This is a genomic window from Bradyrhizobium sp. 63_E2_N1_3 (assembly GCF_052076005.1).
In the GTDB taxonomy this organism is placed as follows: domain Bacteria; phylum Pseudomonadota; class Alphaproteobacteria; order Rhizobiales; family Xanthobacteraceae; genus Bradyrhizobium; species Bradyrhizobium barranii.
Window position 1 is genome coordinate 4,445,440 of record NZ_CP197235.1, and the last position, 15,187, is coordinate 4,460,626.

Sequence of the window (15,187 nt, forward strand, 5' to 3'; positions counted from 1 at the left end):
GTTGAATGCCTTGTGGGTCGAAAGCCGCGCCTTGGTCGAGGGGCGCGCGGCTTTCCCGAAGGGACGCATCATCACGATGGCCGAACGATATCAGGACAGAACGTTTCCTTCCGATGGCTATGGTCGCGGTGGCGATCAGCATGGGAAGGCGGAAAACGATCCCTTGGCCGAACTCGCCCGCCTGATCGGACAGACCGATCCATTCGCTGCGCAGGGGAGACCGAGCGCGCAGCCGCCGGCACCGCCAGCCCAGAGCTATCAGGACCACGACTATCCACAGGACGACTATCGGCAGGATTATGCCGAGCAGGCGCCGCCGGCTCCGCCCGGGCCGCCCTCATGGATGCGGCGCGCCAACGTGCAGCCGCAGCCCGCGCCCGAGCAGCCCGACTATCCCGTTTCTGTGAACCCGGTTCATCCATTGCACCGCTATTCAGCCCAGCCGACCGCGCCCGAGCCTGATTTCCATCAGCCGCAGGCCTATCAGGACCACGCTTACCAGGATCAGGCCCATCAAGCGCAGGCCTATCAGGATCAGGCCCATCAGGGCCGCGCTCACCAGCAGCATGATCAGGCTTACCAGGAGCAAGCCTATCAGGAGCCGCATCAGCCGCCCGATCCGGCGCGCTACGACGACGCGCTCTATGGACGGCTGGAGGGCGGCGAGCAGGATTATCAGCGCGATCCCGCCTATCCGGACGATCCTTACGCGTTCCAGAGCGACTATCCCGAGGCCGATCTCGACGAGCCGAAGAAGCCGCGCGGCGGCATGATGACGGTCGCAGCGATCCTCGCGCTTGCCGTGGTCGGCACTGGCGCGGCCTTCGCCTACAAGACCTATGTCGGTTCGCCCCGCAGCGGCGAGCCGCCGATCATCAAGGCGGACAACACGCCGACCAAGATCGTGCCGGCGCCGACCGACTCCTCGGCGAAGGTGCCGGATCGCATGGCGAGCGGCGATGGCTCCGAGAAGATCGTGCCGCGCGAAGAGGCGCCTGTCGACGTCGCTGCCAAGGCGGGCGGTCCGCGCGTGGTATTCCCGCCGCTGAATCAGAACGCGAACCCGCCGTCGGTGGCGAGCGTCGCGCCGTCCACGATCCCGCCGCCAAGCGCGGGTCCGATCCCGAGCAACGGCACGCTGCCGGCCAACACGCCGCGCGCGATCAGGACTGTGGCCGTGAGGGCCGATCAGACCGATAGCACCGCGCCGCAATCCGCGGCCGCCAAGCCGGCGGCAGCCGCGCCGAAGCCCGTTGCCGCGCCCGCCGCACCGCCAGCGCCGCGCAATCCGCCGACTTCGGCCAATGCCAGTGCCAACCAGCCGCTCTCGCTTGCGCCGCAATCGACGCCGGTTGCGGAGGTGCCGCAGCGGATGGCTGCGACCAACCCGACGCAAATCACGCCCGCCAGCAATGGTGGCGGCGGCTACGTCGTGCAGGTCTCCTCGCAGCAGAGCGAGGACAGCGCGGCCGCGTCCTACCGGGTGCTTCAGAGCAAATATGGCAGCGTGCTTGGATCGCGCTCGCCGGTGATCAAGCGGGTTGATCTGACCGACAAGGGCAAGGGGGTCGTCTATCGCGCTTTCGCCGGACCCTACGGTTCGGCCGAGGAAGCGACGCAGGCTTGCAACAGCCTGAAGTCCGCTGGCCTGTCCGCCTGCTTCGTCCAGAGGAATTAACGGCCGTTTCCTTGACCCCCTCGCGGGGCAGGGTTAATCGGCCGTTATGAGCACGCGGGCCTTCATTACCGGTGTATCCGGAACGGAACTAACCGCCGCCGAGCGGGAGTTTATTCGTGCCGAACGCCCATGGGGCTTCATCCTCTTCAAGCGCAATGTTGAGGCGCCGGCTCAAGTTGCTGCGCTGGTTGAGGAATTGCGGGCGGCTGCGGGCGCAGCTGACGCGCCTGTCCTGATCGACCAGGAGGGTGGCCGGGTGCAGCGGCTGGGCCCGCCGCACTGGCCGGTCTATCCGCCGGGCGCGATTTTCTCGACCTTGTACGACGCTGATTCGGTACTTGGATTGACGGCTGCGCGCCTCAGCGCCCGGCTGATTGCGTCGGATCTCGCCGATCTCGGCATTACCGTGGATTGCCTGCCGCTGGCTGACGTGCCGGTGCCGGGTGCCGATGCCGTCATTGGGAACAGGGCCTACGGCACCGAGCCGGGCAAGGTCGCCGCGATCGCGCGCGCGGTCACCGAGGGCCTGGAGCAGGGCGGCGTGCTGCCGGTTCTGAAGCACATTCCCGGACATGGACGCGCCACCGCCGACACCCATTTCAAGCTGCCGACGGTCGATGCTCCGAGGGACGAGCTCGACCGGACCGACTTTGCGGCATTCAAGCCGCTGGCCGACCTGCCGATGGCCATGACTGCACATGTTGTGTTTAGCGCGGTCGACCCCGCCCATCCGGCGACGACTTCTGCGACAATGATCACTCAGGTGATTCGCGGCGTGATCGGGTTCCAGGGTTTGTTAATGAGTGATGACGTGTCGATGAACGCGCTGTCGGGGAATATCGCCGAACGGACCCGCGCCATCTTCGCGGCCGGCTGCGACATGGCCCTGCATTGCAACGGCAACATCGAGGAGATGCGCGAGGTCGCCGGCCAGACACCTGAGCTGTCCGGCACGGCGCTGGCGCGCGCGAAGGCCGCACTTGCGTCGCGCAAGGCACCGCAGCCGTTCGACCGGGTGGCCGCACGCGCCGAACTGGACGCATTGATCGCACGGGCAAACACGGCATCCGCATGACCGCAGAAATCCTATCGTTTGAAACCGGGCGGCCTGCAGAGCTCGCCGAGGGTGAGCCGGCGTTGGTTGTGGACGTCGAGGGCTATGAGGGCCCGCTCGACCTGTTGCTCGCGCTGGCGCGGCAGCAGAAGGTCGATCTCGCCAAGATCTCGATCCTGGCGCTGGCCGACCAGTACCTCCACTTCATCGAAGCCGCGCGAAAGATCCGGCTGGAGCTTGCTGCCGATTATCTCGTGATGGCTGCCTGGCTTGCCTTCCTGAAGTCGCGCCTGCTGCTGCCGGAGCCGCCGAGTGCGGAAGGCCCGAGCGCAGAAGAGATGGCGACCGCGCTCGCCAACCGCCTGCGCCGGCTGGAAGCCATTCGCGAGGCCGCCAACCGGCTGATGAACAGGCAGCAATTGCTGCGCGACATCTTCCCGCGTGGCGAGCCCGAGCAGATCGCGGAGATCAAGCACCCGAAATACACCGCGACGCTGTACGACCTGCTCACCGCCTATGCCGCGCAGCGCCAGTCGCGCGTGCTGGCGAGCGTGCATCTGGCCAAGCGCACGGTGTGGTCGCTCGCTGAGGCGCGCGCCACGCTGGAGCGGCTTGTCGGCAGCATCAGCGAACAGGACGACTGGGGCGTTCTCGACGACTTTCTGCTCCGGCACGTTGCCGATCCGACGCAGCGCGCGACGGTGCTCGCCTCGAGCTTTGCGGCTGCGCTCGAACTGGTGCGTGAAGGTCAGCTCGAGTTGAACCAGAAAGAGGCGTTCGCGCCCATCTATTTCCGGAAGGGGCGCCCGAAACCGGTCGTGGACGCAGCTCCTGCGCCTGATGCGCCGGTCGGTTAAGTGCAAGAAGGAGAAGCTACCATGGCAAGCCTGGCTGAAGTGCGGGTAGAAGAGGCCGAGCCGATGGAGAACGAGTCCCAGGCACGTCCTGAAGAGCTGCGGCTGCTGGAAGCGCTGCTGTTTGCTTCGAATGAGCCGCTGGACACCGCGACGCTGGCCAAGCGCATGCCTGATGGCGTCGACGTCAAGGCTGCGCTCGAACAGCTCCAGGCCGACTATGCCTTGCGCGGCGTCAATCTCGTGCGCGTCGCCAACAAATGGACCTTCCGTACCGCCGGCGATCTCGCCTGGCTGATGACGCGGGAGAGCACCGAGACCCGCCGCCTGTCGCGCGCCGCGATCGAGGTGCTGGCGATCATCGCCTATCACCAGCCGGTGACGCGCGCCGAGATCGAAGAGATCCGCGGCGTCGTCACCTCGAAGGGCACGCTCGACGTGCTGCTGGAGACCGGCTGGATCAAGCCGCGCGGTCGTCGCAAGACGCCCGGCCGCCCCTTGACCTTCGGAACCACCGAGGACTTCCTGTCGCAGTTCACCCTGGAACAGCTTGGCGATCTGCCGGGCCTGGAGGAACTGAAGGGCACGGGCCTGCTGGATTCGCGCCTGCCGACCGGATTCAGCGTGCCGACCCCGTCGGATGACCCGCAGCTGCGCGAGGACGAGGATCCGTTGGAACCGGGCGAGGACCTGGATCTGGCGCTGGCGCCTGCGGTCGAGCCCGAGACGCCGGAAGGCGGCAATGAGGGCGGCGAGGGTGGCAGCGAGGACTGACGTCCCGGCCGTTTAGAGGCTCCCTGCGACCAGTTAACACTGGCAAGATTACGTAGCGCCAACAGCGAATTGGCGCTGCCTTGGTCCTTGTTTTTGAGGCCTGCCAAGCCTAGGTTTCCGGGAAGATCGGCCGGGTCCCCGGCCAGGTGTGTTTGGAGGGTTGCAGGATGGGTTCGCTTAGCATTTGGCACTGGATCCTGGTGATCGCAGTCGTCCTGCTGCTGTTCGGCCGCGGCAAGATTTCGGATCTGATGGGCGACGTGGCCCAGGGCATCAAGGCCTTCAAGAAGGGCATGCAGGACGACGACAAGGTCGCCGACAAGCCCGAGCCGGCCAAGTCGATCGAGCACGCCGCCGCGCCGCCAACCGCGGCCCGGTCCGACGTCGGCAGCAAGGCCGTCTGAGTAAGCGTACGCGAGACGCGGGTGACGGCGCCGATCCTAAGCGCGAAGGATTGGGCCGGTCGCGGCTGGCGTGAACGGAAGACCTCATGTTCGACATCGGGTGGAGTGAACTGGTCCTGATCGGGGTCGTGGCCCTGGTTGCCATCGGCCCGAAAGAGCTGCCGGGCGTGCTGCGCATGGTCGGGCAGTGGATGGGCAAGGCCCGCAAGATGGCTGCCGAATTCCAGGGCCAGTTCCAGGAAGCGATGCGCGAGGCCGAAATGGCCGACCTCAAGAAGAGCTTTGACGAGGTCAAGGAAGCCGCTTCCGGCTTTGCCGGCAACAATCTGATGACCTCGCTCCAGAAGGACGTTAGCGACGCGCTTCGCGTCGATGCGCTGGACAAGCCGGCCGAGGCCTCCACGACCACCGCCGTCGAAGCGCCGGCGACTTCAAGCGAAGCGCTGGCGATTTCAAGCGAAACGCCGGCGACACCGACCACGCCGGAAGCGCCGACGCCCGAGACCTTCGTGGAAGCCGAGGCGCATGGGGCCGTGAACGAGCCGCTCGCGATCACCCGCGAGGTCGAGCAGGCCCAGGTCATTCAAGACACTGCGCCACCCGAGGCGATCAAGGACGTCAAAGCGTCATGAGCGACGCCGATATCGAGGCCAGCAAAGCCCCTCTGATGGACCACCTGATCGAGCTGCGGTCGCGGCTGATCAAGGCGCTGCTTGGCTTTGGCGTGGCCTTCATCTTCTGTTTCTTCTTCGCCAAGCAGATCTACAACGTGCTGGTCTGGCCGTTCGTGTGGGTCGCGGGTCCCGAGAATTCGAAGTTCATCTACACGGCGCTGCTGGAATATTTCATCACCCAGCTCAAGCTCGCGTTGTTCGGCGCCGGCTTCATCTCGTTCCCGATCGTCGCGACGCAGATTTACAAGTTCGTCGCGCCCGGGCTCTACAAGCACGAGAAGCAGGCCTTCCTGCCGTACCTGGTCGCAACCCCGTTCTTCTTCGTGCTGGGCGCGGCGCTGGTCTATTTCGTGGTGCTGCCGATGCTGGTCCGCTTCTCGCTCGGCATGCAGCAGGCCGGCAGCGACGAGACCGCGCAGATCCAGCTGCTGCCCAAGGTCGGCGAATATCTGTCGCTGATGATGTCGCTGATCTTTGCCTTCGGCATCGCGTTCCAGCTTCCAGTGATCCTGACGCTGCTCGGGCGTATTGGGATCGTGACCTCGAAGATGCTGCGCGAGAAGCGCCGCTATTTCATTGTCATCGCCTTCGTCATCGCGGCCGTTCTGACGCCGCCCGACGTGCTGAGCCAGTGCTCGCTGGCGATTCCCCTGCTCCTGCTCTACGAGGGCTCGATCATCGCGGTCGGGATGGTGGAGAAGAAGGCGGCGGCGTCGAAGGCCGCCACCGGCACCGACGTGTCGACGCCGGCCAATCCGGCAGAGTAGGGCGCCACGTCCACCGGTGTCATTCCCCGCGAAGGCGGGGAATCCAGTACGCCGCAGCCTCTCGGGGAATCACGGGCGCCTCTGGAATACTGGATCGCCCGCTTTCGCGGGCGATGACAGCTGTGCTAGGGGGAACGCGCTGACGTACAACGTTCGCCGTTGTAGGTTTATGCGCTGATCCAGGACCACCGCCATGCACGACATCAAATCGATCCGCGACAATCCGCAAGCCTTCGACGCAGGCCTCGCCAGGCGTGGCCTGAAGCCGTTGTCGGCGTCGCTGCTCGCGATCGACGAGAAGCGGCGGGCGGCGATCCTGGCCTCGGAGCAGGCGCAGGCGCGGCGCAATGCGGCCTCCAAGGAGATCGGCGACGCCAAGAAGGCGAAGGATGACGCGCGCGCCGCCAAGCTCATGGCGGAGGTCGCCGAGCTCAAGACAACGATGCCGCAGCTCGAGGCCGTTGCGAAAGCCGCCGACGAGGAGCTTGCCACGGCGCTGTCGGCGATCCCCAATCTGCCGCTCGGCGAAGTGCCCGACGGCGTCGACGAGCACGGCAATGTGCAACGCCATGTCTTCGGCAACCGTCGCAACTACGCGTTTGCGCCCAAGCCCCATGATGATCTCGGCGGCGCGCTCGGTGACATGGATTTCGAGACTGCGGCAAAGCTCTCCGGCGCGCGCTTCGTCGTACTGAAGAAGGGGCTGGCGCGGCTCGAACGCGCGCTCGGGCAGTTCATGCTGAATCTGCACATCGACGAGCACGGTTATACCGAGATCAATCCGCCGCTGCTGGTCCGCAACGAGATCATGTTCGGCACGGGACAATTGCCGAAATTCGAGGACGACCAGTTCTGGGCGATCAAGGGCGAGTTGCTCGCCGCACCCGATCTGGAGCGGCTGCGGACCGAGCGTCTCGGCATCATTCCGACAGCGGAGGTGGCGCTCACCAACCTCGTTCGTGAATCCATCCTCGATGAGAAGCAGCTGCCGATGCGCTTGACTGCGCTGACGCCGTGCTTTCGCGCGGAGGCGGGCGCCGCAGGACGTGATACCCGAGGCATGATCCGCCAGCACCAGTTCACCAAGGTCGAGCTGGTGTCGATCACGACGCCGGAGACCAGCAAGGACGAGCATGAGCGGATGCTGGCATGTGCCGAGGAAGTGCTGCGCCGGCTCGATCTGCACTACCGTGTGATGACGCTTTGCACCGGAGACATGGGCTTTTCGTCGCAAAAAACCTATGACATCGAGGTCTGGATGCCCGGGCAGGGCGAGGGCGGCGCGTTCCGCGAGATCTCGAGCTGCTCGGTCTGCGGTGATTTCCAGGCCCGTCGCATGGACGCCCGCTCGCGCGGTCCGGACGGCAAGCCACGATTCGTGCACACGCTGAACGGCTCCGGCACCGCGCTCGGCCGCGCGCTGATCGCCGTGATGGAGACTTATCAACAGGAGGACGGCTCGATCGCCGTCCCCGACGTGCTCCAGCCCTATATGGGCGGGCTGAAGGTGGTCGCGCGTGAGTAGGGCGTTTTCGAGCGAAGCGGATACCGGTTCGCGTCGAGAAAGCGCGTCAAACAACATAAAAATCTGAAGTCCCGTTCCGATTCTATCGGAACGGGAGTCCGGGGCGCGTTGCCCGGCTGTCACGCAGAAACGTTTGGTTGCGAAGATCGGTCGGCTGGTTATTCTGCCGACCACCCGACAATGCGAACTCAGTGTTCATGGCCTTGCACCGCGACATCTTCTGGGTCGGCAGACAATGGGCGGTGACAGGTGCCGGTATCCAGGCCGTCGATCAGCGTCTGCGTGGTGTGCTCGACATCGCGATCGCGCGGCTCTGGGATGACGATCTCGTGTGCAGCCGGCGGGCCAAGCCCGGCGTGAATGCTGCGGATTTCGACAAGGCGCTGACGGTGGCGCGCGAACGCTTTCCGCAGACGCTGGAGCCGGACCCGATCCTCGCGCAATTGGAGGCGCTCGGGGTCATCGAGGCTCCGGTCGTGAGCCTGGTGGTGCCGGCGATGAAGCTGCGCGCGGAAGGCAGGCTCGCACGCTTCCTGCCGCAATGGCGCATCCGCAGGTAGCAGGACCAGGCTGGGAACCCGCCCCCGGACCCAGTCGGCCGGTTTGCCTGATCGGCCCCGGCCGGATAAGACGGCTCAGACCCGCTTCAGGAACGATTTTTAATATGCGCATTCTCTGCACCAATGACGACGGCATTCACGCCCCCGGCCTCAAGGTCGTGGAGGAGATCGCACGCGCATTGTCCGACGACGTGTGGGTCGTGGCGCCCGAGCTCGACCAGTCCGGCGTGTCGCATTCGCTCTCGCTGAACGATCCGCTGCGCCTGCGCGAGGTCGGACCAAAGCACTTCGCGGTGCGCGGCACGCCGACCGACTGCGTCATCATGGGCGCGCGCCATATCCTCGGCACCAAGCCACCGGACCTCGTACTGTCCGGCGTCAACAAGGGCCGCAACGTCGCCGAGGACGTGGTCTATTCCGGCACCATCGCCGGCGCGCTGGAGGGCACCATCCTGGGGCTGCCGTCTTTCGCCCTGTCGCAGGAGTTCAGCGTCGAGACGCGCGAGCGCCCGCTTTGGGACACCGCGCTCAAATTCGGACCCGACATCCTGCGCAAGGTGATCGCCGCCGGCATCCCGAAGGACACCGTCATCAACGTCAATTTCCCGGCCTGTACGCCGGAAGAGGTGCTCGGCATTCGCGTCACCCGCCAGGGCAAGCGCAATCTCGGCTTCCTCAGGATCGACGAGCGCAGGGACGGCCGCAACAATCCCTATTTCTGGATCGGCTTCGAGCGTGCCGCGATGATGGATACGCCTGCCGAAGGCACCGATCTGGCGGCGCTGCGCGAGCGCTACGTCTCCGTCACGCCGCTCCGGCTCGACCGCACCAATGAGGCGTTTTCCGAAGCGCTGAGCGCGACGCTGAAGTAATCGCTAGCCGCCGCGAAGGGCGGCTTCGATGGTCTTGCCGAGCGCGTCGAGCTGGAACGGCTTCTGCAGGGCCGGCCGGTCGCGGTACTGCTCGGGCAGGCCGGAGGAGCCGTAGCCGGTGGCGAAGATGAACGGGCAGCCCTTCGCCCTGATGACATCGGCGACCGGAGAGATGACCTTGCCGTTGACGTTGACGTCGAGGATGGCGATGTCGAACTCGGTCGCCTGGGCGAGCCGCAGCGCCTCGGTGATATCGCCGGCCTCGGCAGCCACCTTGTAGCCGAGCTCTTCGAGCATATCCGCGACCATCATCCTGATCATCACCTCGTCCTCGACGAGGAATACAGAGCGGCCCGAAGGTCCGGTCGCGGTCATAGTCGTTGAGTCCTTGCCCATTTGCGGAAAACGTTCGCAGATAACGCGAATCGACGCAATGCGCGTTTCGGCGAGCGGACACCCGAAAATGGTCTTTGCAGCCAACCCGTTGCAAGCCGATTTATGGTCCAATACCGCGCCCGAACGGCTATCATGGGTTCCTGGGTAGGAACAGGATTCCTGCCCCGGGTCTTAACGAGACACGTGGCCCCGGACCCGACGAGACGATAAGCAGCGATGACCTCCGATCAGCACCCGCCGGAAAAGATGATGTTTCAGCTCTCGCTGAGGCGGCGGGGCATCAGCGATCAGGCGGTGCTACGAACCATGGAGGAGGTGCCGCGCGATCTGTTCGTCGAGGAGACCGATCGCGACGCCGCCTATCGTGATAGCGCGCTGCCGATCGCCTGCGGGCAGACCATCAGCCAGCCCTTCGTCGTCGCCTACATGACCGAGCAGCTGCAGCTCCAGAAGAAGCACCGCGTGCTCGAGATCGGCGCCGGCTCGGGCTATCAGGCCGCCGTGCTGTCGCGTCTCGCAGGCCAGGTGCTGACCGTCGAGCGCTACCGCAAGCTCGCGGAGGCGGCACGCGCCCGGCTCGAAAAGCTAAACTGTCACAATGTCGAGGTGATGCTCGGCGACGGCCTCAACCTGCCGGCCAATATCGGCCCGTTCGACCGCATCATCGTGACCGCCGCGATGGAGCAGCTTCCGGAGAACCTGGTCGAGCGGCTGGAGGTCGGCGGCATCCTGATCGCACCCATCGGCCCGCACCATGGTGTGCAGACGCTGGTCCGCTTCAGCCGGACCGAAGCCGGGATCGAGCGCAAGGAACTCGTCGAGGTCCGCTTCGTGCCGGCGCTGCCCGGGGTGGCGCGGGAGCTGTAGATTTCCGGATCGGCTGTGCCGCCAACATCTTATTGGGAGGGTTAAGCCGTTATTTACTCGCGACGTGTTTACTTAAAAGACCAGTTCTGTTGCGTACGAGTGAGTAACCATGTCTGTAGTCGCCGAGTTGCTTTACTCGCGCCGCGTGCCGCAGGTTGCGGTCTTGGCGCTGATCTCGTTCAGCTTCGCAGGGTGCAGCGCCGACATGCAGTCGCGGCTGTCCCAGTCGAATTTCTCCAATCCTTTCGCGTCTGAGCAGACCGGCTCGGTGCAGCAGGCACCGCCGCCGCAGCGTGAGCTGCCGCAATATTCGCGGCCGCAGACGCAGCCCGGTTATTATCAGTCGCAGCCCTTGCCGCCGCCGGCGGTCTCCGCGCCGCAATCCTATCCGGTTGCGGCGGGTGGCGGGGTGTCCGGAGGCGGTCGCGGCGTCAGCTCCTACGCGCCCCCGGCACAGCCGCATCTGGAGACCACGGCCACCGTGCCGCCGCGCTCGGTCGCGGCCGCCCAGCCGGCCGGCGGGACCAAAATCATCGTCGGCACCAGCGACACGCTCGACGTGCTCGCCAAGCGCTATCGCGTCACGCCGCAGGCGATCCTCGCCGCCAACGGCTACAAGGGCCCGCGCGCGCTCTCGCCCGGCCAGCAATTGATCATCCCGCATCCGGCCACAGCGGCTGCGCCCGCACCGGCGATGGCTCCTGTCGCGGCGGCTCCCGCGATGGCGCCTGCTGCGAAGCCGGTTGCCGCCGTCGCCGCGCCGCCGAGCACGCACTTCGTCAACCACGGTGACACGCTCGCCAGCATCGCCCGCAAAAACCATATCTCGCCTGTCGAACTCGCCCGCGCCAACGGTCTTGCTCCGTCGGCCAAGCTCAAGCTCGGCACCAGGCTGACCGTGCCGGGTGCCAAGACCGCTGCCCTCGCGGTGCCGGTTGCCGCGGCTCCTGTCGCCGGGACGCTGCAGCCCGTTGCGGTTGCTCCTGCACCCGCCACCAAGATGGCCGCTGTCGCCGCACCCGTGCAAAGCGCGCGTCTGGCCCAGGCCACGGCCAATGTCGAAGAGAAGGCCGCGGAGGCTCCGGCGAAAGCTGCGGAGACCACGAGCGCGCTGCCGACCTTCCGCTGGCCGGTGCGCGGCAAGGTGGTCACGAGCTACGGCGCCAAGACCAATGGCAAGTCCAATGACGGCATCAATCTCGCGGTGCCCGAGGGTACGCCGGTCAAGGCGGCAGAAGACGGCGTCGTCGCCTATTCAGGCAACGAGCTCAAAGGTTACGGCAATCTGGTCCTGCTTCGGCACTCCAACGGCTACGTCACCGCATATGCCCATGCGAGTGAGCTGATGGTGAAGCGCGGCGATACCATCAAGCGCGGTCAGGTCATTGCCAAGTCGGGTCAATCCGGGGAGGTGGCGTCGCCGCAGCTCCACTTCGAGATCCGTAAAGGATCGAGCCCGGTTGACCCGCTTCAATTCCTGAACGGGGCGTGAGGCGCGGGCCCACCGAGTAGGGCACGCAATCACCACGAGTATGCTGTCATCGCCCGCCTTGTGCGCATTGCGCACTGGTGCGGGCGATCCCGTATTCCAGAGGCGGCGGTTGCCAAGCCGAGAAGCTGCCTCGAACCGTGGCGTACTGAGGCTTTGGGTCCGGACAATCAATTTTCGAAAAACAACCCCATGCAAAGTAGCCGATGGCTGCCGGTGAAATGTCCTAATGTCCTGAAGCTGCTTCGGTTTCGATGGCGCAGCGGACATGGCAGGCCGGACCCGGCAACATCGCGAATAACCCGACCGGGACACCCTTTGATTTAGATCAACCTGGAAGCCTCGCGTTCCGTGTCCGTAGCAGCGCAGGCCAATGACGCACGGGTCCGGAGTTCGGCATGAAGCTGGCTGATACGAAATCGCCGCCTGATTCCGGACAATCGTACCAGCATCCAACAGGTGAGGGGATGCTGTTCGTGCCGGGTGGCACGTTTCGCATGGGTTCGGATCGGCACTATCCGGAAGAAGCGCCGGTCCACCGTGTCACCGTGGATGCGTTCTGGATGGATTGCCATCCAGTGACCAACCGGCAATTCAAGGCGTTCGCGAAGGCTACCGGCCACGTCACCGTTGCCGAGATCGCGCCCGATCCAAAGGACTATCCGGGAATACTCCCGCACATGGTCTATGCGGGCTCGCTGATGTTCTCTCCGCCCGCGCATCCGGTCGGTCTCCGGGACTTCAGCCAGTGGTGGACCTTCGCCAAAGGCGCAAACTGGCGGCATCCCTACGGGCCGGGCAGTGACCTCCGTGGGCTGGACGATCATCCCGTCGTGCATGTGGCCTTCAGCGATGCGCTCGCCTACGCAAAATGGGCCGGCAAGGATTTGCCAACCGAAGCGGAATGGGAATTCGCGGCGCGCGGCGGGCTGGACGGCGCCGAGTTCGCATGGGGAGATGAATTTGCGCCCGGGGGCCGTCACATGGCCAACACCTGGCAGGGCGAATTTCCACGCCAGAACACCAGGGACGACGGATACGAACGGACATCGCCGGTCACCGCATTTCCGCCGAACGGTTACGGGCTGCGCGATATGATCGGCAACGTCTGGGAATGGACGTCCGACTGGTACTCGCCTCGGCATGAGGCTGACGCAGCAAAAGCCTGCTGCATTCCAGAGAACCCGCGCGGCGGCCGCGAGGCCGATAGCTACGACCCCAGAACGACCAACGTCAAGATTCCACGCAAGGTCATCAAAGGCGGCTCGCATTTGTGCGCGCCGAACTACTGCAGACGCTACCGGCCGGCTGCACGGCATGCGGAGCCGATCGACACATCCACGAGCCACCTTGGATTTCGGTGCATCAGGCGAGGTGTCTCTAACGCATCATAACGGGAGAGCGAGGCCATGTTGAATTGCATATTCAATGACAAGCCGCCGTTTGCCGCAATTCCACCGTTCAAGACGTCCAGTTGCCACAAGAGGTCCTGCGCCTCGCTGCTTGGCGCGACGATGTTGATGTCGCTGTCCGGGGCAGCCAGCACGCCGGCGACCGCACAGCCGGCACAGAAACCCAATATCCTCTTCATCATGGGTGACGACATCGGCCTGTACCAGCCGAGCATCTACCATCGCGGCCTGATGGTCGGCGAGACGCCCAACATCGATCGCATCGGCAACGAAGGCGCGATCTTCACGCATTACTATGCCGAGCAGAGCTGCACCGCCGGTCGCAACGCCTTCTTCACCGGCATGCATCCGCTGCGCACCGGCATGATTCCTCCGCAACTTCCAGGCAGCCCGTCCTATCTGCGGCCCGGCACCCCGGCGCTCGCCAAGTTCCTGCTCGATCTCGGCTACAACACCGGCGAATTCGGCAAGAACCATCTCGGCGATCACACCGACGCACTGCCGACCGCGCACGGCTTCCAGGAATTCTGGGGCTACCTGTATCACCTCGATGCGATGCAGGGCGTGAGCTTCCCGGACATCAACAAGTCCCCCACCCAGCAGACTGTTGCCCCGCCATGCAAGAATACGCCGATCCCAGGCATCCCGGAGGTACCGGGCGCGGTCGATCCGAAAACGTCGGTTTGCCTGACGCCTCCGCGCAACGTCCTGTCGTGCAAGTCCGATGGTACGTCCAGGACTCAGCAGTGCATCGACCAGGGCCCGCTGACACTCGAGCGATCGAAGGGTGTCGACGAGGAAATCTCGGCCAAGGTCATCGACTTCATCGATCGCAACGATCCGAAGACGACGGGCAAGCCTTTCTTCGTCTGGTACAACCCTGCGCGCATGCACATCACAACCGTGCTGAATGACAAGTACGCGGCCATGGTCGGCGAGCCCGGCGGCAAGGATTGGGGCCTCAACGAGGCCGGCATGAAGCAGATGGACGACAACATCGGCTATGTGCTCAAGAAGCTCCAGGACATGGGCCAGCTCGACAACACGATCATCGTGTTCACGACAGACAACGGCGCCGAGACCATCACCTTTCCGGACGGCGGCACCACTCCGTTTAAGGGCGGCAAGCTGAGCACCTGGGAAGGCGGCATGCGCGCTCCGGCGCTCGTTCGCTGGCCGGGGGTCATCAAGCCCGGCACCATCAAGAACGACATATTCGCGTCACTCGACTGGCTGCCCACATTTGTCAACATCGCCGGTGGTGCAAAGGGAGACGCGCTGAAGAAGCGCATCGAGGCCGGCCAATATCCCGGCATCGTGAAGACGACGCTCGATGGCGTCGATCAGGCCGAATACCTCTCCGGGCGTTCGGAAACGTCGGCGCGCGATACCTTCTTCTACTATTCGGGCAAGGATCCGTCGGCGGTGCGCTACAAGAACTGGAAGATCTACTTCACGATGGTGTCCGACAACCCGGCGGGCTTTATTGCCGGAGCGCTTCCCTATCACTGGGCCCAGGTCGTCAACATCAAGCGAGACCCGTTCGAGACTTCGATCGGTTCACAATACAAGACGCTCATGGGCCAGGGCGGCACAATCGGCTCCCCTTCGACAGCCTACATCTACGATTGGAACATGCTGCCCATCGGCCAGGCGCTCTGGCTGAAGGAACTCGAGAGCTATATTGCGTACCCGCCGCTGCAGGACCCGGCGAGCTACAATCTCGATCAGGTGATGCAACAGATCAAGCAGGCCAAGACTGCCGGTCGCAGCGACTAGCTGCGCGCCACGAGCGTGATCCGACGAAGCGGGCGCCCCAGGGCGGGGCGCCCGCCAACGGAATGGCAAGCAAGTGATCAAG

At 64.7% G+C, this 15,187-nt stretch carries 15 protein-coding genes; 14 read left to right on the top strand and 1 reads right to left on the bottom strand.

Features of this window, described 5'->3' with window-relative positions:
- Positions 1 to 76 precede the first annotated feature (76 nt).
- From AB7531_RS21110 to surE, 10 genes are all read left to right on the top strand, one after another.
- Positions 77 to 1,678 (top strand): SPOR domain-containing protein, encoded by a 1,602-nt coding sequence (locus tag AB7531_RS21110; protein WP_063986349.1) that lies wholly within the window; start codon positions 77 to 79, stop codon positions 1,676 to 1,678.
- Between the two features lie 46 nt (positions 1,679 to 1,724).
- A complete protein-coding gene (nagZ, locus tag AB7531_RS21115; RefSeq protein WP_063983109.1) occupies positions 1,725 to 2,753 on the top strand; it encodes a beta-N-acetylhexosaminidase in 1,029 nt (342 codons plus the stop codon).
- Entirely contained in the window at positions 2,750 to 3,589 is an 840-nt protein-coding gene (locus AB7531_RS21120) for a segregation and condensation protein A (RefSeq protein ID WP_063983110.1), read from the top strand. The genes nagZ and AB7531_RS21120 overlap by 4 nt, the downstream gene beginning before the upstream one ends.
- Positions 3,590 to 3,610: 21 nt before the next feature.
- Positions 3,611 to 4,360: an SMC-Scp complex subunit ScpB gene (scpB, locus tag AB7531_RS21125; RefSeq protein ID WP_063983111.1), complete on the top strand. Its 750-nt coding sequence runs from the start codon at positions 3,611 to 3,613 to the stop codon at positions 4,358 to 4,360.
- Positions 4,361 to 4,527: 167 nt separating this feature from the next.
- Positions 4,528 to 4,764, top strand: a complete 237-nt coding sequence (locus AB7531_RS21130; RefSeq protein ID WP_028156107.1) for a twin-arginine translocase TatA/TatE family subunit — start codon at positions 4,528 to 4,530, stop codon at positions 4,762 to 4,764.
- An 86-nt stretch (positions 4,765 to 4,850) separates the two neighbouring features.
- Positions 4,851 to 5,396, top strand: a complete 546-nt coding sequence (gene tatB, locus AB7531_RS21135; protein WP_063983112.1) for a Sec-independent protein translocase protein TatB — start codon at positions 4,851 to 4,853, stop codon at positions 5,394 to 5,396.
- Positions 5,393 to 6,205: a twin-arginine translocase subunit TatC gene (tatC, locus tag AB7531_RS21140; RefSeq protein WP_063983113.1), complete on the top strand. Its 813-nt coding sequence runs from the start codon at positions 5,393 to 5,395 to the stop codon at positions 6,203 to 6,205. The genes tatB and tatC overlap by 4 nt, the downstream gene beginning before the upstream one ends.
- Before the next feature lie 193 nt (positions 6,206 to 6,398).
- Positions 6,399 to 7,730 (top strand): serine--tRNA ligase, encoded by a 1,332-nt coding sequence (serS, locus tag AB7531_RS21145; RefSeq protein WP_063983114.1) that lies wholly within the window; start codon positions 6,399 to 6,401, stop codon positions 7,728 to 7,730.
- Between the two features lie 197 nt (positions 7,731 to 7,927).
- Positions 7,928 to 8,290 (top strand): hypothetical protein, encoded by a 363-nt coding sequence (locus AB7531_RS21150; protein WP_063983115.1) that lies wholly within the window; start codon positions 7,928 to 7,930, stop codon positions 8,288 to 8,290.
- Positions 8,291 to 8,394: 104 nt separating this feature from the next.
- Positions 8,395 to 9,162: a 5'/3'-nucleotidase SurE gene (gene surE / locus AB7531_RS21155; protein WP_063983116.1), complete on the top strand. Its 768-nt coding sequence runs from the start codon at positions 8,395 to 8,397 to the stop codon at positions 9,160 to 9,162.
- A 3-nt stretch (positions 9,163 to 9,165) separates the two neighbouring features.
- On the opposite strand, the gene AB7531_RS21160 is transcribed toward surE, so the two are convergent.
- Positions 9,166 to 9,537: a response regulator gene (locus tag AB7531_RS21160; RefSeq protein ID WP_028152469.1), complete on the bottom strand. Its 372-nt coding sequence runs from the start codon at positions 9,535 to 9,537 to the stop codon at positions 9,166 to 9,168.
- 237 nt (positions 9,538 to 9,774) lie between these two features.
- Here AB7531_RS21160 and AB7531_RS21165 point away from each other — a divergent pair, with 237 nt between their 5' ends.
- The 4 genes from AB7531_RS21165 to AB7531_RS21180 all read left to right on the top strand — a co-directional run bounded on the left by AB7531_RS21165 (position 9,775) and on the right by AB7531_RS21180 (position 15,105).
- Positions 9,775 to 10,425: a protein-L-isoaspartate(D-aspartate) O-methyltransferase gene (locus AB7531_RS21165; protein ID WP_028152470.1), complete on the top strand. Its 651-nt coding sequence runs from the start codon at positions 9,775 to 9,777 to the stop codon at positions 10,423 to 10,425.
- Positions 10,426 to 10,534: 109 nt separating this feature from the next.
- On the top strand, positions 10,535 to 11,917 hold the full coding sequence (locus AB7531_RS21170; RefSeq protein WP_231142069.1) for a LysM peptidoglycan-binding domain-containing M23 family metallopeptidase: 1,383 nt from the start codon (positions 10,535 to 10,537) through the stop codon (positions 11,915 to 11,917).
- Between the two features lie 395 nt (positions 11,918 to 12,312).
- Positions 12,313 to 13,308 (top strand): formylglycine-generating enzyme family protein, encoded by a 996-nt coding sequence (locus tag AB7531_RS21175; protein WP_063983118.1) that lies wholly within the window; start codon positions 12,313 to 12,315, stop codon positions 13,306 to 13,308.
- A 126-nt stretch (positions 13,309 to 13,434) separates the two neighbouring features.
- Entirely contained in the window at positions 13,435 to 15,105 is a 1,671-nt protein-coding gene (locus tag AB7531_RS21180) for an arylsulfatase (RefSeq protein ID WP_063986350.1), read from the top strand.
- Positions 15,106 to 15,187 lie beyond the last annotated feature (82 nt).

What these genes read in the sequence shown, in the direction of transcription:
- AB7531_RS21110 (WP_063986349.1), top strand. Translation starts at nt 77, where the DNA reads ATGGCCGAACGATATCAGGACAGAACGTTTCCTTCCGATGGCTATGGT.
- nagZ (WP_063983109.1), top strand. Translation starts at nt 1,725, where the DNA reads ATGAGCACGCGGGCCTTCATTACCGGTGTATCCGGAACGGAACTAACC.
- AB7531_RS21120 (WP_063983110.1), top strand. Translation starts at nt 2,750, where the DNA reads ATGACCGCAGAAATCCTATCGTTTGAAACCGGGCGGCCTGCAGAGCTC.
- scpB (WP_063983111.1), top strand. Translation starts at nt 3,611, where the DNA reads ATGGCAAGCCTGGCTGAAGTGCGGGTAGAAGAGGCCGAGCCGATGGAG.
- AB7531_RS21130 (WP_028156107.1), top strand. Translation starts at nt 4,528, where the DNA reads ATGGGTTCGCTTAGCATTTGGCACTGGATCCTGGTGATCGCAGTCGTC.
- tatB (WP_063983112.1), top strand. Translation starts at nt 4,851, where the DNA reads ATGTTCGACATCGGGTGGAGTGAACTGGTCCTGATCGGGGTCGTGGCC.
- tatC (WP_063983113.1), top strand. Translation starts at nt 5,393, where the DNA reads ATGAGCGACGCCGATATCGAGGCCAGCAAAGCCCCTCTGATGGACCAC.
- serS (WP_063983114.1), top strand. Translation starts at nt 6,399, where the DNA reads ATGCACGACATCAAATCGATCCGCGACAATCCGCAAGCCTTCGACGCA.
- AB7531_RS21150 (WP_063983115.1), top strand. Translation starts at nt 7,928, where the DNA reads ATGGCCTTGCACCGCGACATCTTCTGGGTCGGCAGACAATGGGCGGTG.
- surE (WP_063983116.1), top strand. Translation starts at nt 8,395, where the DNA reads ATGCGCATTCTCTGCACCAATGACGACGGCATTCACGCCCCCGGCCTC.
- AB7531_RS21160 (WP_028152469.1), bottom strand. Translation starts at nt 9,537, where the DNA reads ATGACCGCGACCGGACCTTCGGGCCGCTCTGTATTCCTCGTCGAGGAC.
- AB7531_RS21165 (WP_028152470.1), top strand. Translation starts at nt 9,775, where the DNA reads ATGACCTCCGATCAGCACCCGCCGGAAAAGATGATGTTTCAGCTCTCG.
- AB7531_RS21170 (WP_231142069.1), top strand. Translation starts at nt 10,535, where the DNA reads ATGTCTGTAGTCGCCGAGTTGCTTTACTCGCGCCGCGTGCCGCAGGTT.
- AB7531_RS21175 (WP_063983118.1), top strand. Translation starts at nt 12,313, where the DNA reads ATGAAGCTGGCTGATACGAAATCGCCGCCTGATTCCGGACAATCGTAC.
- AB7531_RS21180 (WP_063986350.1), top strand. Translation starts at nt 13,435, where the DNA reads ATGTCGCTGTCCGGGGCAGCCAGCACGCCGGCGACCGCACAGCCGGCA.